At 27.8% G+C, this 26,092-nt stretch carries 17 protein-coding genes, 1 pseudogene and 1 riboswitch; of the genes and pseudogenes, 9 read left to right on the top strand and 9 right to left on the bottom strand.

The genetic code is table 11. The features are described 5' to 3' along the window. Positions 1–749 precede the first annotated feature (749 nt). The 5 genes from PZA12_RS13110 (at position 750) to PZA12_RS13090 (ending at position 6,897) form a co-directional block, all read left to right on the top strand. A complete protein-coding gene (locus PZA12_RS13110; protein ID WP_077842972.1) occupies positions 750–1,157 on the top strand; it encodes a GtrA family protein in 408 nt (135 codons plus the stop codon). Between the two features lie 144 nt (positions 1,158–1,301). Then, positions 1,302–3,050 carry an ATP-dependent metallopeptidase FtsH/Yme1/Tma family protein gene (locus tag PZA12_RS13105; RefSeq protein ID WP_103699410.1) on the top strand — a complete coding sequence of 583 codons (1,749 nt, stop codon included), beginning with the start codon at positions 1,302–1,304 and terminating at the stop codon, positions 3,048–3,050. A 303-nt stretch (positions 3,051–3,353) separates the two neighbouring features. Further along, a complete protein-coding gene (locus PZA12_RS13100; RefSeq protein ID WP_181006061.1) occupies positions 3,354–5,039 on the top strand; it encodes an IS1634 family transposase in 1,686 nt (561 codons plus the stop codon). A 249-nt stretch (positions 5,040–5,288) separates the two neighbouring features. Further along, a riboswitch (glycine riboswitch) is annotated at positions 5,289–5,375 on the top strand. A gap of 149 nt (positions 5,376–5,524) precedes the next feature. Continuing rightward, on the top strand, positions 5,525–6,127 hold the full coding sequence (locus PZA12_RS13095) for a trimeric intracellular cation channel family protein (protein WP_077842970.1): 603 nt from the start codon (positions 5,525–5,527) through the stop codon (positions 6,125–6,127). 167 nt (positions 6,128–6,294) lie between these two features. Continuing rightward, positions 6,295–6,897: a hypothetical protein gene (locus tag PZA12_RS13090; protein WP_077842969.1), complete on the top strand. Its 603-nt coding sequence runs from the start codon at positions 6,295–6,297 to the stop codon at positions 6,895–6,897. Positions 6,898–6,990: 93 nt separating this feature from the next. Here PZA12_RS13090 and PZA12_RS13085 read toward each other — a convergent pair whose 3' ends face one another. The 5 genes and pseudogenes from PZA12_RS13085 to PZA12_RS13065 form a co-directional block, all read right to left on the bottom strand. Beyond that, positions 6,991–9,456 carry a bifunctional diguanylate cyclase/phosphodiesterase gene (locus PZA12_RS13085; protein ID WP_103699384.1) on the bottom strand — a complete coding sequence of 822 codons (2,466 nt, stop codon included), beginning with the start codon at positions 9,454–9,456 and terminating at the stop codon, positions 6,991–6,993. 590 nt (positions 9,457–10,046) lie between these two features. Beyond that, positions 10,047–10,957, bottom strand: a pseudogene (locus PZA12_RS13080) (ComEC/Rec2 family competence protein). 415 nt (positions 10,958–11,372) lie between these two features. Then, on the bottom strand, positions 11,373–11,948 hold the full coding sequence (locus PZA12_RS13075) for a 3D domain-containing protein (protein WP_077842966.1): 576 nt from the start codon (positions 11,946–11,948) through the stop codon (positions 11,373–11,375). 339 nt (positions 11,949–12,287) lie between these two features. After that, positions 12,288–13,073, bottom strand: a complete 786-nt coding sequence (locus tag PZA12_RS13070; RefSeq protein ID WP_077842965.1) for a Cof-type HAD-IIB family hydrolase — start codon at positions 13,071–13,073, stop codon at positions 12,288–12,290. A gap of 159 nt (positions 13,074–13,232) precedes the next feature. After that, positions 13,233–14,081, bottom strand: coding sequence for a 4Fe-4S binding protein (locus tag PZA12_RS13065; protein ID WP_078115550.1), 849 nt, complete (start codon positions 14,079–14,081; stop codon positions 13,233–13,235). A 514-nt stretch (positions 14,082–14,595) separates the two neighbouring features. Between PZA12_RS13065 and nrdJ the strand changes: the two genes are divergently transcribed. The 3 genes from nrdJ (at position 14,596) to PZA12_RS13050 (ending at position 20,011) form a co-directional block, all read left to right on the top strand. After that, a complete protein-coding gene (gene nrdJ / locus PZA12_RS13060; RefSeq protein WP_078115551.1) occupies positions 14,596–16,689 on the top strand; it encodes a ribonucleoside-triphosphate reductase, adenosylcobalamin-dependent in 2,094 nt (697 codons plus the stop codon). Between the two features lie 330 nt (positions 16,690–17,019). Beyond that, positions 17,020–18,552, top strand: coding sequence for a sigma-54-dependent transcriptional regulator (locus PZA12_RS13055; protein ID WP_078115552.1), 1,533 nt, complete (start codon positions 17,020–17,022; stop codon positions 18,550–18,552). A gap of 97 nt (positions 18,553–18,649) precedes the next feature. After that, on the top strand, positions 18,650–20,011 hold the full coding sequence (locus tag PZA12_RS13050; RefSeq protein WP_078115553.1) for an MATE family efflux transporter: 1,362 nt from the start codon (positions 18,650–18,652) through the stop codon (positions 20,009–20,011). Between the two features lie 129 nt (positions 20,012–20,140). Here PZA12_RS13050 and PZA12_RS13045 read toward each other — a convergent pair whose 3' ends face one another. After that, the gene (locus tag PZA12_RS13045) at positions 20,141–20,545 is read right to left on the bottom strand and encodes a hypothetical protein (protein ID WP_078115554.1); all 405 of its coding nucleotides are present in this window, start codon (positions 20,543–20,545) and stop codon (positions 20,141–20,143) included. Between the two features lie 442 nt (positions 20,546–20,987). Here PZA12_RS13045 and PZA12_RS13040 point away from each other — a divergent pair, with 442 nt between their 5' ends. Then, positions 20,988–21,620, top strand: a complete 633-nt coding sequence (locus PZA12_RS13040) for an aldehyde dehydrogenase (protein ID WP_077839254.1) — start codon at positions 20,988–20,990, stop codon at positions 21,618–21,620. A 403-nt stretch (positions 21,621–22,023) separates the two neighbouring features. Here PZA12_RS13040 and PZA12_RS13035 read toward each other — a convergent pair whose 3' ends face one another. The 3 genes from PZA12_RS13035 to PZA12_RS13025 all read right to left on the bottom strand — a co-directional run bounded on the left by PZA12_RS13035 (position 22,024) and on the right by PZA12_RS13025 (position 26,089). Then, positions 22,024–22,386: a sulfite exporter TauE/SafE family protein gene (locus PZA12_RS13035; RefSeq protein ID WP_017211652.1), complete on the bottom strand. Its 363-nt coding sequence runs from the start codon at positions 22,384–22,386 to the stop codon at positions 22,024–22,026. A 433-nt stretch (positions 22,387–22,819) separates the two neighbouring features. Further along, positions 22,820–23,182 (bottom strand): response regulator, encoded by a 363-nt coding sequence (locus tag PZA12_RS13030; protein WP_077839253.1) that lies wholly within the window; start codon positions 23,180–23,182, stop codon positions 22,820–22,822. A gap of 51 nt (positions 23,183–23,233) precedes the next feature. Next, a complete protein-coding gene (locus PZA12_RS13025; RefSeq protein ID WP_078115555.1) occupies positions 23,234–26,089 on the bottom strand; it encodes a response regulator in 2,856 nt (951 codons plus the stop codon). Positions 26,090–26,092: the final 3 nt, after the last annotated feature.

The raw sequence follows: 26,092 nt of genomic DNA, 5'->3' as shown, positions 1-26,092 counted from the left end.
TACTAAAAATTACATGAACTATATTTTGCAATACAATGATATTTTATAATCATTTGCCAAATCTATTTAATTATATGAATAACCAATATACTTTATAATATATGCTAAAAATATTTGCAGATTCTAAGACTTTAAGATGTAATATACCGTAAAAATATCCCTATTGGAATGAACTTTTTAATGAAAGCTAACACCTTGAAATCTGTTAAGTGTTTATTCAGAAATAATGAGTATAATAAAATTATAAATAAGTATTTTAGTAATCTATGTTTGTATTAACACTACTACATATTAATACAGCTTTACAATAATTATATCAACTTTATTGATAAATTTGCTTAACAATATTATAGTTGAAGTAATATGGATTACCGAATAAGATACTTCAGTCGGCGTAACACATTTCTTAAAAGGGTAACAACTTTAATTTCTATATACTGATTGATTATCTTTAAGCTCATGCAATGCATAATCATTATAATTATAAACTTATTAATAAATGCTATTTATAATTATTAATAGAAGTTTATAGATGCTAGTTTATTTTTAAGGGGATTGTTCCATTAGACTAATGTTAAATATAAGTTGGTGGTTTCATCAATATGGTTTATAGTAAAATTGAACTCTTATTCTCTTGAATAATACTAAAATATATTCAAAAAATACATAATGAAATTAAATAAAAACTATGATTTCTCATCTTTAATAAATTAACAAGCATAGATGAGAAAATTTACAGGAGGAAACTTATGGATAATATAGTTCAAAAATTTAAAAATACTTTCTATACAAAAGAATTCGTTACTTTTTTAATAATAGGACTTATCAATACATTTAATGGAACTGTTTTTTCTTATATATACTCAAGCTTTTTAAATGAGAATATAGCATTTATAGTTGGCTATATTTCTGGTTTGATTATATCCTATTTATTGAACAGTCTTATAACTTTTAAGGAAAAACTGCAATTGAATAAATTTATAAAATTTGCAATATCATATATTCCAAATTTTATTATTCAGAATATAGTTGTAGTAATAGTTTTTAATTTTATGGGTTTAAATAAGCTTATTGCTTATTTATTAGCCGCAATAATAGGTGTTCCAATCACATTTATATTAATGAAATTTTTTGCATTTAGTAAAAAATCTGTTTGAGTATTTCTCCAAAAATTACATTGGTAAAATCAATGAAAGAAATTAGACTTCTAATTTTAAATCTGTATAATCAATATTAGGCATACAAAATAAGTGATAGATATGTATGCCTTAAGTCATCTTTTAAGAAATTGGAGGTACTTAATGAATAAGATAAAAAAATATTATATTATTATTCCTATAATAACAGCTATCCTGTCTCTTATAGTAATGATAGTAACATCAATAAATTCAAAAGTAGTTAATAAAGGTTATTCTTATTTTACTGAAGATCTTAATTCTAATAAAATATCAACTGTAATAGTTGATACTTCTCCTAAAATGACTGTAATACTCAATAGTGGTGATAAATACTCTACAGATAATCCACATACTGATACTTTAAAAGAAAAGCTATTATTAAATGGAATCGAAGTTAAGGACGAAACCACTCCCCCTATTTCAAAAACTATTCCTTCTGGAATTTTAGGGTTATCACTTTTTGCAATAGTTGCGATGCTTGTATATAAATCAAAGGGTGGTGTTTCTTCTGTAACATCGATGGAAATGCAAGATTTTAGCAAAGATAAGAAAGCAGCCTTAAACTTTGATGCTGTAGCCGGAAATGAAGAAGCTAAAGAAAGTTTAATGGATGTTGTAGATTTTCTTAAGAACCCAGAAAAGTATCAAAAGTATGGTGCTAGAATGCCAAAGGGTGTTATTCTCTATGGTGATCCAGGTACAGGTAAGACATTGCTTGCAAAAGCAGTTGCAGGTGAAGCTGGAGTTCCGTTTTATGCACTTAGTGGTTCTGATTTTGTCCAAGTATATGTTGGAGTTGGTGCTGCAAGAGTAAGAAACTTATTCAAGAAAGCAAAAGCTCAAGGAAAAGCTGTAATATTCATTGACGAAATCGATGCTATAGGTAAAGCAAGAGGTAATGGAAAAAATGGATCTAGTAACGATGAAAAAGATCAAACATTAAATGCGCTTTTAACTGAAATGTCTGGATTTGGACAAGAAGAAGGAATTGTAGTAATCGCAGCTACAAATAGACTTGATATGTTGGACAAAGCTCTTCTTAGACCAGGAAGGTTTGATAGACATATAGAAGTTTCATTGCCAGATGTTAATGCAAGAGAAAAAATCTTATCTCTTCATTTAAAGAACAAACCACATGAAAATATTGATATTAAAGATATAGCTAAAAAAACAGTATATTTTTCTGGTGCAAAGCTAGAAAGTTTAGTTAATGAAAGTGCTATATTAGCAGCTAAAGATAACAGTAATTATATAACTTCTGACCATATAGAAAACGCCTATTCTATAACTTTAGCTGGCCATGAGAAAAAAGAAAGAAGTTATCTTAAAGAAGAAGATAAACTTCTTACTGCGTATCATGAAGCAGGACATGGATTAGTTAATATGCTATTACTTCCACAAGATAAAGTTTCTAAAATAACAATTATACCGACAACAAAAGGTGCTGGAGGTTATACATTATCTATTCCTGAGGATACCAGCTACCACAGAGTAGATTATTTAAGAAATAAAATAAAAGTTTCACTAGGTGGTAGAGCTGCAGAAGAAATAATTTTTGGTAAAGATAAAATTTCTACTGGAGCGCATGGAGATATATCTCAAACTACTGATATTGCATTAAAAATGGTTACTGAGTATGGTATGGGTGAAACCTTAGGGCTCATAAATCTATCAAGTGTAGGTCCCTTATATAGTAGTTATGGAAATCCTGTTATTGAAGAATGTAAAAATATTGTTAGTGATCTATACAATGAAACACTGAAACTTTTAATTAAAAATAGAGCTTCTCTTGATAAGATTGCTATAGAATTATTAGAAAAAGAGACTTTACACGAAGATGAATTAAATAAATTAGTTATGCAGATGACTTAAGCTTAGTTAAGTAAGTGAATTTAAATGTGCATATAACTTAATTCTTTTAGAATAGTTGCTTTAAAGATTCTAAGTAGAAGGCTGTATATATTTAATGAATATTCCAATTATATTGAAACATTCATTAAATAAAACAGTCTTCTATTTTTACATTCTATTTTATATTTTTATGCTAAATCCAATCATATAACTCATATTCCGCCTAACTAATTTTTCCTATTTAACCTCAACTATTCACTATATTATTTGACTAAAAATTATTATGATTACGGTATGCAAATAATATTTAATGGGGGGATTGGAATGGATAAAGAGTTGTTATTGGAAAATATTGAAATGGAAGCATATAGCCATGGAAAAGCGACGCTTGTAGCAGGTATGTGTAAGAAACTAGGAGTTATCAACATCTTTGATCAATATTTGACTAAACAAAATGGGAGAAAGCCTGATATAGCTTATGGGATAATGGCTCAAATGATGTTAGCAAATCTTTGTCATTCAAGACGACCATTATATCTTATGGATGAGTATTTTGAACATATTGATATTGAAGGGACATTTAACAGCGATGCGAAGCCTCATAATCTTACAGATGATAGATTTGGCTGTTTTCTTGATAATTTTCATGAAGCTGGTCCAAGAAAAATTTTTTCTGAAATAAGTATGACTGCTTTCGCTACGTATGGATTGAGTATAAAGAATATTAATTACGATACTACCTCAAAGGTAATGTGGGGCCAGTATGAAACAGAAGAAGGTAAAATAGATGAAATATCAATTGATTATGGATATAGTAAAGATAAAAGAAATGATAAGAAACAAATAAAAATTGGAATTGGAACAGCTAACGGTATAGTTGTAGACGCAAAAGTTCTTTCGGGTAATACAGATGATAAAACTTATAATAATGACGCTATAGATGATGTTGATGAAATTTTAAAAAAATCCAAAACTAGTAAAGATTCATTCTACTATGTTGCAGATAGTGCATTTTTTACAGAAGAAAATATTAATAAAGCAAATGGTAGAGATATAAAATTTATAACAAGAGCTCCTGAAACAACAAATATGTCTAAAATCTATATTGGTAAATTTTTTAGTGAAAGACAGTTAACAAAAGATGTTATTTTTGAAAATGCCCAAGGTAAAAAAGTTAAATATCAAGTATTAGATTATAAATCAGAATATAAGGGGATTCCAGTTAAACTGGCAGTCTGTTATTCCTTCACTCTTGAAGAAACCAAAAGGAAAACTATTTCTAGGCATGCAGAAAAAGAATATGCCGAATTAGAGAAAAAAATCAAAGTATTTTCCAAGCGTAGCTTCGCGTGCGAAGCAGATTCACAAAAAGAAATAGAAGAGTTTTTAAAGACTAAAGGGAAAAAATTAAAATACCATTCTGTTAATTTGAATATTGAAATGAATGAAAAACGTAAGCGTAAAAAAGCTGATAATAAGGATTCACAAAAGGAATATGAATATACTATTAATTTAGAAATTAACCGTGAAGATTCAAAAATTGAAGCAGCAATTGAAAGAGAGTGTACTTTCATCTTAGCAAGTAATGATTCTGATATTTCATGTGAAGAAATGCTGAAAGAATACAAAACTCAAAGCAGCGTAGAGAAAAAGTTTCAGCAGCTAAAAGCACCAGAGTTTATAGATGACCTTTTTGTAAAAACTCCCAAAAGAGTTGAAGCCTTAACATACATGATACTTATTGGTTTAATGATTTTATCAGTAATGGAACATGTAGTCAGACGTGAGATGAAGAAAGATAATACGATTATACTTGGACCTGGAAAAATAAAAATGTCCAAGCCGAGTTTAAAAGCTATAATGGGTATCTTTGAGTATGTGCCTATACAAGTAATTAAAGTTAATAACAATTGTATAAGAAAGTTTCAAAAACCACTAAAAGATAATCAACGGCAGATATTGAATTATTTAGGTTTGGATGAAAGTATTTTTGTTGGACATGCTATTTAACAAGTATATATTTCAAAAAATTTAATAATGATTCCATTAGGGATAGTTTAGAAATTTACTATGGAATAATTCACATATAGATATATATTATTCCAAACTTTAAATAAAGAAAAGATATTTCACTGAAATGCATAGCATTCAGCGAAATATGAGATATAAGCATTAAATAAAAAATAGAATATTAGAATAATTAGTTTGACATGGTATTAAAACTAAATTATAATATTTTTTATTAATTATAGTAATCGTGTGATGAATTTGGGAGATGCTACAAACAATGTAGAGCCGAAGGTGAAATCGCAACAAACTCTCAGGCAAAAGGACCGAATTCTGACGAAACTCTGGAAAGTCTTATGACACGCAAGAAGCAATCTTTTTAGTTAACTATTAAAAGAGAATCTTTCAGGTAAAATAACAGAGGCGAATTGTTTATGCAATTCGTCTATTTTTATGCATAAAATTTAATTGAAAGAGGTGTTTGATTTATGAATGATATTAATATATTGGAGTATCTAGGCATATTTGCATTTGCAGCATCTGGGGCTCATGTTGCAATCGAGGAAAAATTCGACTTATTCGGTATATATATTCTCGCTACCGTCACAGCTATGGGAGGTGGAGTTCTTCGTGATATTGTAACGAATGTTGGAATTCCATTATTTTTTGAAAACTATACAACTATTCCTTTTATTATTTTAGGTGCAACAATTCCTGTTATACTTCGTGGAAAACTAAAATATAATAATATGTTTGTGATAATAGATGCAATAGGGCTTTCAGCTTTTTCTGTCTCTTCTGGAATTAAAGCTCTTGAAAGTGGCTATAATTTAATGCTCTTTCTATTTGCTACAAGCATTACTGGGGTTGGTGGAGGCGTACTTAGAGATATAATTACCAATAGAAAACCTGAAATTTTTAAAACTGATGTTTACTGCATTGCATGTATTCTTGGTTCACTTTTACTGTGGTTTCTATATCCACTTTTAGGAACTCACTTATCTCAGCATATATCATTAATCGTTATTTTTTCAATCAGAATGATTTGTTATATAAAAAAAATAAATCTTCCTATAATTGATAAGAATTAATTGTAGAAAGGCATCATCCTAGAGCAAATTAACATAAAAATACTTTACTCTAGGACAAGCTCATTCTTAAACGTACATATTTTTATATAAAAAAGGAAAAGATATCATTAGATTTATAATCCCTATAAATATTTAGAAGTATATACATTAGAAAGGGGTTGATTTTAATGATTAACAAAAGCAGTAAAATTAGCGTAATATTAGCAATATTATTTGAAATATTAATTATTATTACAGCTATTAAGACCGCCTCATCAAATCCGTGGAGTTATCTACTTTTTTTACTCTGGGATGCTATAAGCATATTTATTCCTTTTATCGTTCTTAAAGTTGCTAATTCTAATAAAATAACCCTTCCATCTAGTTTTTTATCAGCATCAATAATATTTATATTTGCTACTTTATATCTAGGAGAAACTTTAAAGTTCTATAGTATGTTCTGGTGGTGGGATTTATTTCTTCATGGTACATTTGGTGTATATGGCGTTATAATTGGAATGCATCTTTTGCAGGGAATTATAGAAAAAACCAAAAATACAACTCAGAAAAAATTTTCTAAATTCAGCTTAGTATTTGCCTTTTGTTTTACAATTTCAATAGGTACTATATGGGAAATATATGAATTCTTAGCAGATTATTTTTTTAAAACTGACATGACAAATGGAAGTCTTGAAGATACTGCAACCGATCTCATAGTAAAGATTACATGTGCCTTCATTACATGCTTAATATATTATTTTTCTAAATTAAAAAAGGGAAATAATGTTTAACAATCAAAGAAATTCATTAAACATTATTTCCCTACTATAAAAAGTATTATTTATTATTAAATCAATGATTTGTAAATATAGGGTGACTAAAAATCACCCTATATTTTCTTTTGGTTCTGAAAAATAATATCCCTGAGAATAATCTACATTCAAATCTTTTATTTTATTATATATTTCTTCTTCAGATACAAATTCTGCAATAGTTTCTATCCCCAACTCTTTTGCAAATAATACTATAGTCTTTGTAACAATTTCTGCTGACTTATCTTTATGCACATTTTTAATAATTGATCCATCAATCTTTATATAATCTACATTTAGTTTCATAAGATAGTTAAAATTTGAATAACCAGTTCCAAAATCATCAATTGCAATTTTCGACCCATATTTTTTTATTTCTTTTATAAATTCAGTAACTTCATTAAAATTTTCAATACCTTCCGATTCAACTATTTCAAATACAATCTTTTCAGGGTTTCGTACATTCTTTAATTTCTTTATAATTAGTGCTCTAATTTCACTGTTCATTATATCCTGAAGAAGAAGATTTATAGATATTTCATAATTAGTTTTATTTAAAACTTCAAAAGTTTTTTCTAACATTATTATAGTTAATTCTTTATATAGTCCAGCTCTTTTGGCTATATCCAAGAAAAAATATGGAGATATAACTTTTCCATTTTCATCAATCATACGAATTAAAGCTTCACATTTCTCAATTGTTTTTAAATTATTATTAACTATTGGTTGAAAAAATGGAACTATTCTATTTTCAGCTATAGCATCTTTAATTTTTTTAGTCCATATTATATTCTCCTTGATTCCCTCATATATATTAAGATCTTTCCTATATATTTGAAATAATTCTTTATTTTTTTTTGCATAATTTAAAGCCATTTCTGCTTTCTCAAATAGTGATTCTTCTTCTAATGCAACTCCCATTACAATTGTCAAGAAAATTTTACCTTCTTCGTAAACGAAACATTGATTGTTTATTTCATTTTGTAAAAATTGTATTTTTGCAATGAAATCTTCTTTTGCTATACCACTACTTGCTATAGCAAATATATCTGAATTTACTCTGTATGAATTTAATTTATTCTCCTTACAATACCAGCTAATTAACTTAGAAATATCTTTCAATACCTTATCGCCTATTGTATTTCCATAAAAATCATTAATATCATTAAAAGACCTTATATCAACAATTGTGAGCTTATTGTATTTTTCTATACACAAATCATTAATTAGTTTATTTCTATTTTCTAAACCTGTCAACTTGTCTGTATAATATTGTTTTTCTAACTCATCTGTTTTTTCTTTTATTTTTTCCTCTAATTTTATATTTAATTGATTTAATTCTTCCCCAGTATTCTTTATAAGATTATATAATGCTGAATCCTCCTCATTAAAATAAGAATATTCATCGTCAATTTCTGATATAATTTTAATTCTTGCATCGATATCTTCTGAAAGTGCTAATACAGTCATTGTTTCAGTGTAAAACATATTTTTATTATTGACATTGTTAAATTCACCAAAAGTATAAAAGCCACCTACGGATAAATCTTTAAATGGTATTATTTCCTTAGCATTTACTTTCTTAAATATATTTTTTCTTGAATCACATGAATATATCAATAAGCTTTCACATGGGCACTTTGTAATCTCACCATACATTTCCTTTGCACTTTGCAAAATTTCTCTTAAGTCACCAAAACCAATCCTTATTTTTTCACCAATATCTAGCTTTGTAGATATAAGTGCTTCTTCTGCATTTATGAATTTTAATACATGAACAGTAAAATATCTATTATTTCTTTTTACCATTAATGGGAACTTATTTCCCATACGTATAATTTGCTCATTACTTTTAGTACCCAAATACTTGTTATAAAATTCTTTTACTGATATAGTTCCTATCTTTTTTACTATGTTATCTTCTACCAATGTTATTTCGTGTTCTTTCCCTATAGGTATACAATTAAAACTACTTCCGTTATTTACATTTAAAAATTTACCTTTTAAAGCAACTGCAGCTACTGCGTTTTTTGCTACTCCTTCTTCTGTAAAAACGTATGTTTCATACGCTGGATCGCTCTTTCCAGCAATTCCACCCGCTACTAGAACTTGATCATTTACAGAATTTATTCCTTTTAAAAGATCATCACCCGTAATGCTTAAATCACCAAAAGATATTATTGCCTTTGTATCAGGCCCAATTAGCTGACTAGCTATTTTCACACCTTTACTAAAATCAGGTATGTTATCCTTAACTAAGATGGATTTAATTATTGTTTTATCAAAAACACTTATGGAGATTATGCACTCCCGTTCAAATATATCTCCATTTAGGATTTCACCTGACGACGTAGCCCCAACTATTTTACATTGAGGAATTAATAATTTTAAATTTCTAATTATTTCATTTATAAATTCTTTATTGCATATTCCAGAAAACACCTGTACTAATATATTATTATATTTCACTATGTCATTGCTATTTACGTATAATTGTAAAGTTTTAAAGTCCCTATATTTAACATTATAGGTTTTCATAATTCACCTCAATAATCTGATATTAGATTTTTATACACATATATTCAATTATACCATTTAAATAGATATTATTCATTATTTTTCTACATAATTTAGCAGAATTTTCGTTTTAAATTATTAAAATAAATACAACAATATTGCTTTTATTTATAATATTAAATAATTTAAGAAAGTTAGTGTTATCTTGATATTATTATTAGTATACTATTGCTATTCAATATTACATTATATTTCCATTAAGTTTTCATTAACATATCTTTATGATATAGAAAATTTAATATAAAGCAAAAAAATATAGGCGAATGTTCCACCTATATCTTAATTACATTAATACATATTAAATTCACTCTAAGTCTGCAATAATTGAAGTTAATATCACCTATAGGCGGCATATTGCCTTTAATTAAATGATTTAAAATAAAAATATATTCATCTAGTTCATTAACCATATGATAGAATTTTTGAAAAAATTATTATTTACTTTATAACTTAACAAATAAAAAAATAGAAAGTAATGTATCCTAATTTCCATACAAATCCATTACCATCTATTTAATTTATTATTAAGTTATATTGAATTGTGTTAACGCCTACTTATTAGATGCCTTCTTTAGCTCATTTCCAGATACATTAGCTTTTTTATCCACTGAATCTACATTAAACTTTATACTCTCACCATTAGAAGTTGCTATTATAGTTCCTTGAATATCTGTTCTGAATACCTTAATATTTTTTTTATTAAGTTTATCTATAGTTTCTTTATGGGGATGTCCGTAGTCATTGCCTTTTTCACAACTTATTACTGCATATTTAGGATTAACTTTATCAATAAAAGCCTGAGTTGTAGATGAATGACTTCCGTGGTGTCCAACTTTTAAAACATCAGCTTGAATATCAAGTTGTTTTGCTAATATCTCATTTTCAGAAATATCTTCAGCGTCTCCCATAAATATAAAACTTGTTCCACCGAACTCTAGCTTAATAACAATAGAATAATTATTTAAATCATCATACTTACTACTATTTGGTGCTAGAAATGTTAATACTGAATTCCCTATATTAATCTTTTCTCCTGTTTTAGGAACATTAATTTTTAGACCTTTATATTTTAGAGCATCAATCATATTTTCATATGTCTTAGTTGTTGTAGTAACTTTTGGGGCATAAAAACTTCCAATATCATAATTAATAATAACATCATCCATACTGCCTATATGATCTTCATGAGGGTGCGTTGCTATTACATAGTCTAATCTGGTAATACCAAGTGATTTAATATAATCTAAAGATTTTTTATCGCTTGTACCTGCATCAATTAAAATACTTTTCCCATTAACCTGTATTAATGCAGAGTCACCCTGTCCAACATCAATGTAATGCACCTTTAACTTTTCATCTGCACCTGAATTTCTATTTGAATTGTCATTTTTTCACATGAGATTAAAAACAAAGATAAAAATACAACCAATAATAAACATAACAATTTTTTAGTTCTTTTCATTTTAACTTTCACCCACCCATTATACTATTGTATATTTTTATCTCGTAATGTCAATTTTTTAGATTATTTTTTTGATATGAGTTAGTAATGAAGTTATATGAGCTTCAAAAAATGACTTTATATTTTTTGAAGCAAATTTCTAATCAACATTGGTCATTCCGGTCATTTAATTCATTAATGTTCAATTCATTTTTTAAAGCAAGAAAAAGGCACTAAATTTATCTTTGATAAACTTACTGTCATAATTATGAAATCATTATTATATTTTTTTATAAAAGTTCCTAAGGGTTTCATCCAATTGAATATTAACAATATTACATATAATTTTATAAATATTTAAATTGAAAGATGTAACTTCCCTTAGGATATTTGTGTAAATAAAATCAACGATAATAAAGCAATTCTAAATTTATGATTATTCTAATAGATATATAGTAGTAGTTTTTCTACCAAATTGTTTGGCTTCTTCATATGACGGGACCCAAACATCTATTACATAAGTGCCATCTTTCTTTACTTTAATTGCTCCACCTCTATCTTCAACATCAAACATGCCATCAGATTTATAACTTTGCAACTCTGGAATATACATCTTGCTTCCAAGCGGTATATTAGATGGGGCCGCAATAACACCTATTCTTGTTCTTGTCTGCATTGCTGTCTGTGACTCCCATTTCCCTGAACATCTAGGATCATCGCTATATGCAGTTAATTCTGCTTTAATAGGTTTACCTACCTGCTTTTGATTTTTTACCGATGATGTATTTACTGAATCAGATGAAACTTCATCTGATTTCTTTACTGATTCTGCATATTTATCAGTATCGGTACTTTCTTTTTGGAAATCAAGATCTTCTTTATAGCTACCTGTAACAATTCTATTTATTTGAATATTTTTAGTTTGCGGATCTAAAAAGTTTGTTTCAAATCCTAACAAACATACTCCTAGAAATATACAAGTTTTTATAACATTTATTTTTAATTTAATCAAATTACCACTCCTTGTGTTTTATTTGTGACCTAAGAATATTCTAGGTTACTTTCCCCACCGATATGGTATTGCCCTATTATAGGATAAGAATGTATCAAACACAAAAGTAATTTTTGTTACATATAGATATAATTTTCATAATTGCATATGAAAAGGTTATATATGTTGTATTCTCGCATATTTCTTGGTAATATAGGCAGCAAATAATATTTGAAAAATTTTAATTTTAGTATTCTTTAGATGCATTAAATAGATCATATGATTTTTTAGATTAGTATAAATAATAATAAAATCTACTAAAATAGACCTGCATTTTAATAAATAAAATGCAGGTCTATTTTAGTAGATAAATCGCTCTATTCCTAAAGCTACTCCATCATTTTGTACTGTATCAGTTACTTCCTTGGCGTGTTCTTTAACGTAATCCTCCGCATTCCCCATAGCAATCCCACATCCTACTGTAGATAACATTTCTATATCATTCTTACCATCTCCAAAAGCATAGCTATTTTCTATTGGAATATCTAAAAAGTCCAATACTTTTAATATTCCAGTTGCCTTTGTATTTGATTTTGAATATAGTTCAAAAGATTTTTCCTCTATATTATGAATATAATCATAATCCTCATTCGCTAAATTCAAGCAATAATCCATTCCAGTTTTATCATCATATAGCATCTCAATTTTGTATGTCTCTACTTTTTCTAGATCATATTCGGATTGGAAATACTTTTTAGATATACTAAAAGAATCATAGAAAGAATGTAATTTTTTATATTCATCTTTAATATATGAATATGTTTCTCCTTGCAAGATATATTGAATATTACGCTGCTCAAAATTATACACTAATTCTTTTATAGAGTCCCTTTTAAGAGATTCTTTATATATACATTTTTCCTTAACTTTTACATATGCTCCATTGGTAAGAACAAAGCCATCAAATCCAAAGTTATACAAAGATTCATTCAAAAAGGCATATGGTCTGCCTGTTGCAATAAATACATAATCTCCATTTGCTTGGAGTGAGCGAATTGTTTTTTTTACTCTAGGTCTAATATCTGTTATTCCATTTAAACAGTCCATTAAAGTCCCATCTATGTCAAAAAAAACTGCTTTTTTCATAATTACATCTCCCCCATAGTAATTCATTCTCATTCAATGTACTTTATTATCATTTAATATCATTTTATTTTATTTATTCATCATTGTCAAATCATTTGATTATGTTTTAATAACATAATCATTAAAATAAGATTAAACGAGAATTAACTATAGCAACATCTATATATCTAGTGCGTTCCTTATATGATTAAAACCTAGTCTACTTATTGTCATTCCTAATCTTTCACCTTTGATAGCATTATTTTTATAATACTCAATAACCATTTCTGTAATAGCTTCCAATTCATCAGGCTGGTAAAGTTTTTTAAGACGATTTCCTATTCTTAAATTTCTTCCAAACTTTCCACCTAAATATACTGCAACTCCTTCATTCTCTAACTTCATAGCTTTAAAAGGACATGCTTTGATACATTGCCCACAAGAAATGCATTTATCGTAATCTATTACTGCTTTTTTATGTACCATTGATATCGCGTCAACTTTACAAGTACGCTCGCAAATCTTACATCCTTTGCACATATCTGCCTCAACCTTTGGTTCATTTTGAGCTAAAAAACCCAAATCACTGATTGGAGCTTTTACACAATTATTAGGACATGCTGCTACTCCAATTTTAAATTTACCTGGAAGATCTATTCCTAAAAACTTTCTATCGAGATTTTTAGCTATTTCTTGTGAATCTAATAATCCGAACCTACAAAGTGCTCCTTTGCAAGCAGCTACAGCTACAACCCTTGTACCAGTACCTCCGGTCTTGATTCCTACGCTTAATATCCTTTTCTTAACCTCTGGAATCAAATCTTCTCTAATCCAAGGTATTTCAACACATTGCCGTGTTGTAAATCCCATGTATCCATTTCCATATAATTCAGATATTTCTGCTAGACAAACCATTTCATTAGAACTTAAATTTCCTGCATCTGTCAGTATTCTAAGTGAAAAATATTCTTTTTCTTGTTGCTGCATGAAACCTTCTAATTTTAATGATTCAAGCTCATTTTTAGTCATTGTTTTTTATCTATCCTTTCTGCGCAAGCGGTCTATGTGCTAATCTTACCTAAAAGTAATAATTTATATTATGAAACTTTTGAGCGCAATAAAAAACCTACAGTTATACCTGTAAGTAACTGCATATAGCTTATATTTAGATCTATAGCTAAAGCCGCTTAAAATTTTATATTACTAAATTACAGTATCACGATTTATTATATAAAACCGTGATTGATATCACGTTTATGCAATTACTCATATAATCTCTTTATAAAATCACATTTTTATTTTATAAGTCCTCTTTAAATATACTTAATTAAATTTTCATATTACTTGTTAAAGTCAATCATTATAGCGAATAGGACAACTCTATATATTGTATAAATACTTTTTTACAAATACAACATATTGTATTTTATCATAAAATGATTTAAAATAATGTTATTATAAAACTTGAAGATATTATAATTCAAAAGAATATAAGGATTAGAAAGAAATTATTAGCTTATTAAGTAAAACTGGAGGAATATATATGAGTGAACTATTATCAGAATCATTTTTAAGCAAATACAGAGAAATTAACCATACGCCTTTAAGCAATATTGGCGAATTTGTTTATTTACGAACTTATTCTAGATATTTAAACAATAAAAAAAGAAGAGAAACTTGGTTTGAAACAGTTCTTAGAACAACAGAATATAACATTGAACTTGGTATAGAATTTAAAAAGAAACAGGGATTAAGTATAAATCTACAAGATGAAGTAAAAGAAGCTGAACTGTTATTTGATAATTTATTCAATTTAAGGACCTTTACATCAGGTAGAACTCTTTATATGGGTGGAACTGATATAGTAAAAGAATATCCACTTTCAAATTATAACTGTGCATTTACAATGATTGAGAAATTCCATGATTTTGTAGACATATTCTATCTTCTCATGATTGGGTCAGGTGTCGGTGTTAGAATAGATAAATCTCTAATATCAAAAATGCCTAATATAAGGAGAATATTTCTTGACAGCGAATATAATGAAGATATTCATAAGTTCATGCCAAAAGAATATATGGAAAACACCAAACTTATTTTAGACAAGGTAAATCCATCAGCCGCTAAGATTAAAATTGGTGACAGCAAAGAAGGCTGGTGTAATGCTCTAGAAACTTACTTTAATTTGATTACAAGTCCTGAATATATTGATATTAAGAAAATTACATTTGACTACAGCTATGTAAGGCCTGAGGGTGAAAGATTAAAAAGGTTTGGGGGCAGAGCATCTGGTCATAAATCATTAAAAAGAATGTTTGAAAAAATAAATAAGGTTTGCAGTAATCTTGTTGAAGGGAGATTAAGGTCCATAGATGTGCTTGATATAGCTACCATAATAAGTGAGAATGTAGTTTCTGGTGGAGTTAGGCGTAGTGCAATGATGATAATTTGCGATGAAAATGATGAGGATGTTATAAATGCAAAAAGTAAATTATATACAATAGTCAATGGAAATTGGATTGAAAATTCAGAAGTATCTCATAGGAAAATGAGTAATAATTCTGTTTTATATAAAGAAAAACCATCGCTTAATAAAATAAAGAAAATCCTAGAATCCATAAAAATAAATGGTGAACCTGGTTTTATTAATGGAAGTGAAGCTATGAGAAGAAAAAGTACATTTAAAGGTTGTAACCCATGTGGAGAAATTTTGCTTAATTCACATCAATGCTGCAACCTATCAACTAACAATTTAGCCTCATTCGTAAATGAAGATAATAACCTAGATATTGATAAATTAGAAAAAATAATAAAGCTATCTACTAGAGTGGCTATTAGAATGACCCTAGTAAACGTAGAACTTCCAGATTGGAATAAAATCATGCAAAATGATAGAATCGTTGGAATATCATTAACTGGAATGATGGATATGGTAAATAGAACAAACATGACTTATAAAAATTTAGGTTTATTGCTAAAGCGTTTAAGAGATGTAGTTAGAAGCGAAGGTATTAAATACTGCTCAGAACTTGGAATTTCCATTCCTGAGCTTATGACAACAATTAAGCCTGAAGGATCTCTATCCACACTTCCATGTGTAAGTTCAGGAATACATTATTCACATTCTAATTATTATATTAGAAGAGTTAGGATCTCTACATCTGACCCTCTATATAAAATGATAGAAAAGCTAAAATGCTATCCAATTTATAATGAAAATGGTCAAAGTGATGAAAATTGCACAACAAAAGTTATAGAATTTCCAATCAAAGCTCCTTACGGAAAAACAAAATATGATGTTGGAGCTATAGAACAACTTGAACTTTATAAATTATCAATGATAAATTGGACTGATCACAATACTTCAATTACCGTACATGTAAGAGAAAATGAGTGGAATGATGTTGCCAATTGGCTCTATGAGAATTTTGACTATGTGGTTGGTATAACTTTCCTTCCTCTAACAGACGAAACTTACCCTCTTTTACCTTATGAATCTACAACAAAAGAAGATTATGAGGAACGTATAAAAAATATTAAACCTATAGATTATGAATTATTGGCTGAACTTGATGATGATGACGAACATGAAATAATTGATAAAGAGTGCGCAAATGGAGTTTGTCCAGTAAGGTAATATAATATTTTATATTCTTATATTAAAAGAAACTATTAAGTAATTGAACGAAGCCAGTGTTTTTATAGCGCTGGCTTCGTTCAATCATAAACATAAACTTATATTTTATAGATAACTGCCTTTTTCGGTATCTATATATTATAGGTTCCTACAATGAGAGCCGGACTTATATGTATATCAGAGGAAATTGAATACATATTTGCTCCATATATATGTTGCCATTAAGTGTCTGGATCTCCAGACTTTTAAATATATCAAATATATGTAATTAATTAATTTATATATTTGATATAATAGTATAATAAATTAATTAATGGAGTAAATAAAATTATGAAAGCAAAAATACTTTTTTTAGCGCCCTACTTTGGCTTAAAAGAAATCGCAATGTCAGTTTCATCTGAATATAAGGATTTTCAAATTGATGTGTATCAAGGAAATTATGAACAAGGACCAAAAATTCTGAAACAAGTAAATATAAACAAAAAATATGATGTGATCATAACAAGAGGTGGTACTGCAGAAATTTGCAGGAAAATCACTCAAACTCCTATTGTTGAAATTCATATTAATGCCTTTGATATACTTAGAATTTTAAAATTATCTGAAGGATATAAAGGGAAAAAAATATTTTTTTCTTATCCAAATATATTTGAATCATTTAAACAGTTAAGCGACCTTTTAGGTTACTCAATCGAATCAAAGTGTTATTTTGAACATAAAGATATTCCAGACTTAATTAAAGAACTAAAACAAGAAAACTACGAACTCATTATCGGCGATAATATGGTATATGAAACAGCGCAAGAGTTTGGAATTAATAGCATACTTATTACAAGTGGAATTGAAGCTGTAAAAAGCGCTATTGATGAAGCAGTACGCTTATGCAACGCTCTTTCTAATAATAAAGACTTAAGATCTGAAGCAATTGACTATACATATTATGAAAAAAGAGAAAAAAGTAATATTGATGATTTTATAAAAATATTAAATCCAGATGAAATATCACCAAGCTTTGTACATACAGTATTTCCTCAAACAATTCTTTCTCAAATATCACATCTAAGTAACACACCACTTCCAACAATCATTACTGGCGAAGACGGAATGTGCAAGAATGATATCGGATATTTATGCACTTACTATGGTCCTCAAAAAAGAAAAAGCTTAATATGTATAAGCTGTCACTCTATTCCTGAATATTACAACTACGACTTTCTATATAAAATCATAATTGATAATTTTAAAAACCAAGGCGGCACATTATTTCTGGAGGATATTGATACGTTACATACAGAAGGGCAAAAAAAGATAGCTAATATTTTAAAAAAATTATCTAGAAACAATACTATTAAAATAATTGCGTCTTGCGAATTACCTGTTGAACTCTGTGTTAGTAGCGGAAAATTACTTAGGCAGCTCCGTTCAATAATTGATGAAGTTAGAATTGAATTAAATCCTTTAAAAAATTACAGCAATGAAATCAGCAATATGATAAGTATGTATCTTTCAAAACTAGATTTAAGATGTGCAAGCCAAGTGGTAGGTATAAAAGAAGGTGGTATAAAATTGCTATCTGAATACGCTTGGCCTGAAAATATACGACAATTTATGAGAGTCGTAAACCAATTAGCACTTAAATGTAATGGCTCTTATATTAATGTTGACGAAGTAAAAACAGCATTAAAGGCTGAAATTGAAAATCATAAAAATGCTTCTCTAGTCCCTATTGATTTAAATGGAAGCTTAAAAGAAATAGAAACTCGTATTATAAAGTATGTAATGGAGCAAGAAGGAATGAATCAGGTCAAAGTTGAGAAAAGATTGAAAATTAGTCATAGTACATTATGGAGAAAGCTAAAATGATTTCAAAATGAAACATTTTCTCTAATTAGTTTGTTGAAGACGTAGTCTCCCCTTTAGTATAATAACCTAATGAAGAAATATTAAGGAAGTGAAAATTATGACTAAAGATATGACTAAAGGGAATATACCTAAGCATCTTATAAGCTTTTCTATTCCATTAATACTCGGAAATCTGCTCCAACTTACTTATAACGCCGTAGATTCGATAATAGTAGGAAGATTTTCTGGTACAGATGCTTTGGCAGCTGTTGGAACTGCTAATCCTGTAATGAATATTGTAATTTTAGGAATAACAGGTATATGTATCGGAGCATCAGTTCTTATGAGTGAATTTTTTGGAGCCGGGAAATATGAAGAATTAAAGAAAGAGATTTCGACAACTTTAATATTTGGATGTTTTTTTTCTCTAATAATTGTAATATTAGGCTTAATCCTCTCTAAGAATATATTAATCCTCCTTGGAGTTCCAAATGAAATTCTCGAATCTGCAACACTCTATCTAAGAATAATATTTGCCGCAATGCCTTTTACATATTTATATAATGCAGTATCTGCAGCAATGAGAAGTGTTGGGGATTCAAAAACACCAATAAGATTTTTAGCTATAGCATCTATTTTAAATGGATGTCTTGACTTTATTTTTATAGGAGGCTTTAATATGGGCGTACTTGGAGCTGGACTAGCTACAACTATCGCTGAAGCTTGCTCCGCTCTATTTTGTATAATTTACATATATAAAAAAGTACCATTGTTGAGACTATCTAGAAAAGATATAAAATTAGATAGAACGCTTTTAAAACAAACTCTCCAGCATGGATCAATAACAGCTTTGCAGCAATCTTGTCAGCCAATCGGCAAATTGTTAATTCAAGGTGCTATCAATCCATTAGGGGTAGCTACAATAGCAGCCTTTAATGCTGTAAACAGAGTTGATGATTTTGCTTTCACTCCACAACAAAGTATATCTCATGGAATGATGACTTTTGTTGCTCAAAATCGTGGTGCAAATGATAAAGATCGTATTAAAGCTGGATTTAGAACTGGATTGTTCATAGAATTTTGCTATTGGATAATAATCTGCTTGGTTGTATTAATTTTTAAGACACCTATAATGAAATTATTTGTCTCTTCTAATGATAATAACATGGTTGACTTAGGTGTTAGTTACTTAGGACTTATGGCATTTTTTTATTTATTTCCTGCATTTACAAATGGTATTCAAGGTTTTTTCAGAGGCATGGGAAACATGAAAATTACATTAATCTCTACACTTATCCAAATATCCTTTAGAGTAATATTTGTTTTTATATTAGTTTCTCATGTAGGGATGATAAGTATGGCCTATGCCAGCCTCATAGGATGGATATTTATGCTAGCTTATGAAGTTCCATACTACTTCATATTTAAAAGAAAGAATCATTTATTAAGAGATTACGATAACGCTAAGAATAAATGTTAAGCTGAAACCTAAAACTTTACTTTAAAAAATTAATTAAAAGAAGGCACTAAAATAATATCTAAAACTATTTTAGCGCCTTTTCTTTTAATTAACTTATATATGAAATCAAAAGCTATAATTTATACACTTCTATTTGACTTCAAAATTTTTATTTGCTTTTACTATATATCCATTGTCATCTATTTCTGAATATGTTAATACATTTACACATGCAATTGAAACAATACCCTGAGTTTTATCTTTTTCATTTATTAAAGTATAATAGTTATACCCGGTGTTCTTAATCTTATCATTATAAAAATTTATTAAAGCTTCATCTGTTATTTTATCAGGACTATATGTAACTTCTCCTCTTTTTCCTATTTCTTCTCCTGAATTATTTAGAACTGATCTCTCTTTTATTTCTTTTATATGTATTCCTGCATACTTATTACTATTAATATATTCATTTTTCACCTTCTCTGGAATGCCGCTATATCCAATTATTGAAAATAATACGAAACCAAATATTAATCTACTAACTATTTTTTTCATTTATAATTCCCCCTATATCCTAATAAGATAATTGTATATTGTTTGATGTTTTTGTCAATTATTACTTAGTAGAAATATTGATTACTTATGTTATATAAATAAATATCTATAAAAAATAAACTATATTATCTATGCTATATACTTTTAAGATTGTTAAATTATTATTTTTTATTATGATAATTTATACATATTCTTCAAATACAACTTATAATTAGCTAGTTTTTTAACAATGAAAAATAAAATTCAGAAAATTCACAACAACTACTTGAATAATTAGTAACATATTGTTATAATACTTAATAAGATAGTAATATAAATATCTATATTTTTTTAAATCTTATTGTTAAATAATTAACGTTAATTATTTAACTTCTTCTGCTTCTATATTAGTAGAAATCATAGTAAAAAATTAAAATCTATAAATATGAGGGGGATAAATACTATGATAGTAAAAAAACCAATTCAATATGCAATTATAATTGATAGACAAGGAGATTGTGGAGTTTTTGACACAATGGAAGATGCTATTAAATTAGCTCATGTTGCTTGTGAAGAATATAAGCAATACAGTGAGCAAAAAAAGAATGAAATAGTAGATTCAGTAATTAAAGAATTAGAATTGCACTTAGAGGAACTTAGTTTAATGACTTGTAAAGAGAGTGGTGCTAGCTCCTACAGTAATATTCTTTACAATAATACTAATGCATTAGATAAATGTTTAAATGATAAATATCTTGAATCTAGGTTATCTATAATTAACAGCGATAATTCCTATACTGTAAATGGAGTTGTTGTTGAAGCATCTAATCCTATCGAAACAATAATAAGAAATAGCATTCTAATGCTTAAAGCTGGACATGCAGTTGTATTTTCATCAAATGAAGATATAAAAGAAGTATTTTCTTATACTATTAAACTTATAAATAGAGCTATAGAGGCAGTAGGTGGCCCAAGAAATCTTGTAGTAACAGTAAAAAACCCTAGCGTTGAAAATACTAATATCTTGATTTCAAACGAAAAAATAACTCTTATTTCTGCAATAGATAATCAAGATGCTAGAAAAATAGCACTTTAGTTAGACGGTATTTAAATTGTTGAAAGGCATACACTTAATAAATACGATTCGATCTATAGCTTTGAGTGAACTATATGATGGTATATTCCAAAGCACATTGATTTAGATATTTATCAGCTCCATTGTATTTTCACTCATTTTCTTTAATTAAAGCACCCCCAATTGGGGCTTTTTTATTTTCTTTAATTTATCATCCCATATATCAAAAATGACCAAATATTCAGATATATTAATCAATCTTTAATATTTTACTTAATTTAAGTACTATGTTTTTAGACTATTTTCAAGTGAAGATACAGCAATTAAATTATAAACATATAAAAAAATAACCACTAACTTATAATAAATTAATGGTTATTTTAATAATATAGACTAACATTTTTTACTGATTAACTGTTTTTCATTACTTACCCAGAAAAGTTTTTATTCCAACCAAAATAATAAATATTCCAAAAGCTTTTTTCATTATACTTGCTGGAAGAATATTAGCAAGCTGGCCTCCAAATTTTGCACTAATTAGCATAGTAACACAAATAATTATACCCGCAGTTATATTTGTATTGCCTTTCTTATAATATTCCATGAATGCAAGTAAGCCAACTGGTGGAAGCATTGCAACGAGAGACGTTCCCTGAGCTGTAAGCTGTGAAAATCCTTTTAAATACATCAATGCAGGAATTATAATTATTCCACCACCAATTCCAAACAGACCGCTTAAAATTCCTGCTGCGGCCCCTATTACTATGTAAATTATAATGTCTAACATAAAATCCTCCTTAAATAATATCAAATAAATTCTTACTTTAATTTAAAAAATAACATTTATTTATTGCATTTCATATAATATATTTACTTTGAATAAATTAATTTATAGCTATTTATAATAGTATATTGCAATTGATTTTCTATATGCTAATATTATATTAGTTTAATACCTAGCTTACCATGTCTTTAAATGCAAATTTATTATTGCAATACATATTGTATTTATCATAATAAAATAAGACTCCCACTTAACTTTTCAAAATTATTTAAATTTATAATGTTAGGTTGTTTATAAACACGCGAATTTATTCCTTATTAATAAAAAATTAAAGAATACATTTTCCATTAATAACTGCATTCTTTAATCTCAACTAATTTACTAAATATATATTTTTCAGTATAAATAACAATCTTTAAATTTCTATATTAAAATTCTATTTATATTCTTCTAGTGTCTTTATTAAAGTTTGAGTATCAAATGGCTTTTTTATATAACTCTTAGCTCCTAGGGCTAAACATTCATCCTTAACATCATCATACCCTACTGCCGATATAATAATCACTACTGCTTCAGGATCAATACTCATTATTTGACTCAAAACATCAATGCCATCCTTTCTAACTTCAGACATATTTAAATCTAAAATTATAATATCAGGACTTTCAATTTTATATGCTTCTATTGCATCATCTTTACCTGATGCTTCTAGTATCATATAAGTTCCCCTTTTTTGAATAATTTTTCGTATAAACATTCGCATATACGATGAGTCATCTACTATCAAAATCTTCTTCATATTAAAAACTCCTTCATCTGTAATTTTCAGAATTTGACTGCTATTATTAAATTATATTTTATAAAACAAATCTTTTATTTGTCCAAAAATCTTATTACATTCATCTAAATTTTCTTCTAAAGCTTTTTTGTCAAGCATTGTAGCTAATTCGTGAACAGAATTTATCCCTAGTGTTCCAGATGAACCTTTTAATTCATGAGAAAACTTTGCTAGCTTCTTTAAGTCGTTAGTATTAATGGCATTATTAATTCCATCTAACAAATCAGGTAAACACCTTATGTAGTCTTCAAATATTTCTAATGCATCTTCTATATCAAGACCTGTATCTCTAGAAAACTGATTAACATAGTTATCTATTATTCTAGAATAATCTATACTATTATGCTTTTTATTTATAATGCTTTCCTCAATTATTTTAAATACAATATCAAAATTAATAGGTTTAGTAATATAACTATCCATTCCAGATTTAATGCATTTTTCCGAATCACCTTCCATTGCATTAGCAGTTACTGCAACAATTTTTGTATGTTTTCTATTTTTTTCAATCTTTCTTATTTCAGCAGTAGCTTCATATCCATCCATTATTGGCATTTGACAATCCATGAATACAATATCATAATCTTCTTCCGATACTTTTCTTAATGCTTCTTTACCATCTAATGCTACATCACAAGTAATACCACGAGATTTAAGCATGCTTATAAAAATTTTTCTGTTAACTTCATTATCTTCCGCCAATAAAATCCTAATTTCTGATAAGTTATAAATGTTTTTAACTACATTTTTATTTGAGTCTTCATGATGTTCTTCATCTTCTTTTTTCAAGCCTAAATTTACAGCAATACAGCTAAGTAAATCATCTCTTTTTAGTGGCTTGGTCAAATAAGACGAAAATCCATATTCCATTGCTGCCTTAAAGTCTCCTTTATACCTCGACATTAACAGAATTAACTTTATATTTTTCGCTATGGGTATATTTTTTAACGTTCGTGCAAGTTCATAACAATTCATTCCTGTTATCTCGCAATCAATAATTACAATGCTTATTTTATTTTTTGTATCATTATTAGAAATAATTGTTGAAATTGCTTCACCAGCACCATCAACCTCAATTATATGTAATCCAGTTCCTCTGAGGTAAGAACTTGTAATCTTTCTACTATTTTCATCATTGTCAACAATCAAAATATTTACGTCATTAACATTTTCGAAAATAGAGATATGTTCAGAAGCCCTTTTAGATATTTTTAATCTTACACAAAATCTAAAAGTAGATCCTTTATCCAATACACTATCAACAGTTATTTCACCATCCATCATATTAACCAATTCTCGGCATATAGAAAGTCCAAGTCCAGTTCCTCCATATTTTCTTGTTGTAGATGCATCTGCTTGGTTAAAAGATTTAAAAAGTTTTTGTACATCATTTCCACTAATTCCAATTCCAGTATCCCTCACTTCAAATGTAAGAAGTGCGATATCATTTTCTTCCTCAAAATAATCAACCTTAATTGCAATTTCACCAGCATCGGTAAATTTAACACCATTACTCAAAAGATTATTTAATATTTGCTTAAGTCTTGACGGATCACCTATAACCTCATCTGGAATAGTTGGATCAATTATTGTATAAAGCTGAATTCCTTTTTCCAAAGTTTTGGGAACAAAAAGTGAAACAGCATCTTCTATAATAGTTCTTAAATTAAAGCTTATGTTTTCTAGTACTAATTTTTTAGCCTCAATCTTTGAAAAATCCAATATATCATTAATAATATTTAATAAAATATCTGAAGCAGATTTTGCTTCGCGTACAAATTCTTTTTGTTCCAAGGAGAGATTTGACGATTCTAATAATTCTAAAAATCCAAATATTCCATTCATTGGAGTTCTAATTTCATGTGACATATTTGCAAGAAACTGACTCTTTGCTATATTTGCCGATTCAGCCTCTACTTTTGCCTTATATAATTCAGCCTCTGCAATTCTTTGTTCCGTAATATCCTGTGCTGTGCAAACAAGATATTTAATGTTACCATAGTCATCTTTAATAGGTTTACTTTTAACTTGAAGAAGCCTGTCCTCGCCTTTCCAATTCTTAATTTTAAGCTCTTTCTCTGCTGGTTCATCATTCCTAAATAATTCCCAATTATTTTCAGATAACTTATTTGCAGTATTAATATCAAATATGTCATATAGGTCTTTATATTCTAAATCGCTTTTTTTCTTTCCAAAAAATTCTGCATGAGCCTCATTAACAGTAGCATATGAAGTAACATTGCTTAGTGCCCAAATCTGTGAGGCAGCATTATCAAGTAAAATAGTCTGGCCATTAAGAAGTGATTCGTATTCTTTTAATTTTGTAATCCTAGCTTTTATGAATTCTAAAAACTTTGAAATATTATTTAATATTTTTACCTGTTCCGATTGCCATATTATCGATTTCGATAAGGTTTCAAATCCTATAAAACCTATTAATTTGTTTTTATCTTTTAATGGAATTATAAGAGACGATTTTATTCCCTCTATATTAAAAGCTTCTAATTCAAATGTTGCATCAACCGGAAATTCAGTTATATTATTTAAAGCAATAAAATCCTTACTTTTAATTTGACGAATTAACCAAGGAAAAGCGTAAACTACTTCATCCTCTATAATTTCCCTTTTTGGTTTTATTAACTTTTTATTCCATTGACATTCTATTTTCATAAAAGTTGGGTCTTTAGAAAAATGATATATATATATTCTATCTAAATCAAAAAATTCTCCAATTTCCTCTAATGATTTTCTTAATAACTCATTATAATTTATAGAATTCACCTCTAAAAATCTCACATGAATACTATTCATTAATTTTAGGAAATCATTAGAATAAATATTTATTTCATCATTGTTTTGATTCTTCATGTT

It is taken from the genome of Clostridium beijerinckii (assembly GCF_036699995.1).
GTDB classification, from domain to species: domain Bacteria; phylum Bacillota; class Clostridia; order Clostridiales; family Clostridiaceae; genus Clostridium; species Clostridium helianthi.
This window is presented reverse-complemented; position numbering and strand designations above follow the sequence as displayed.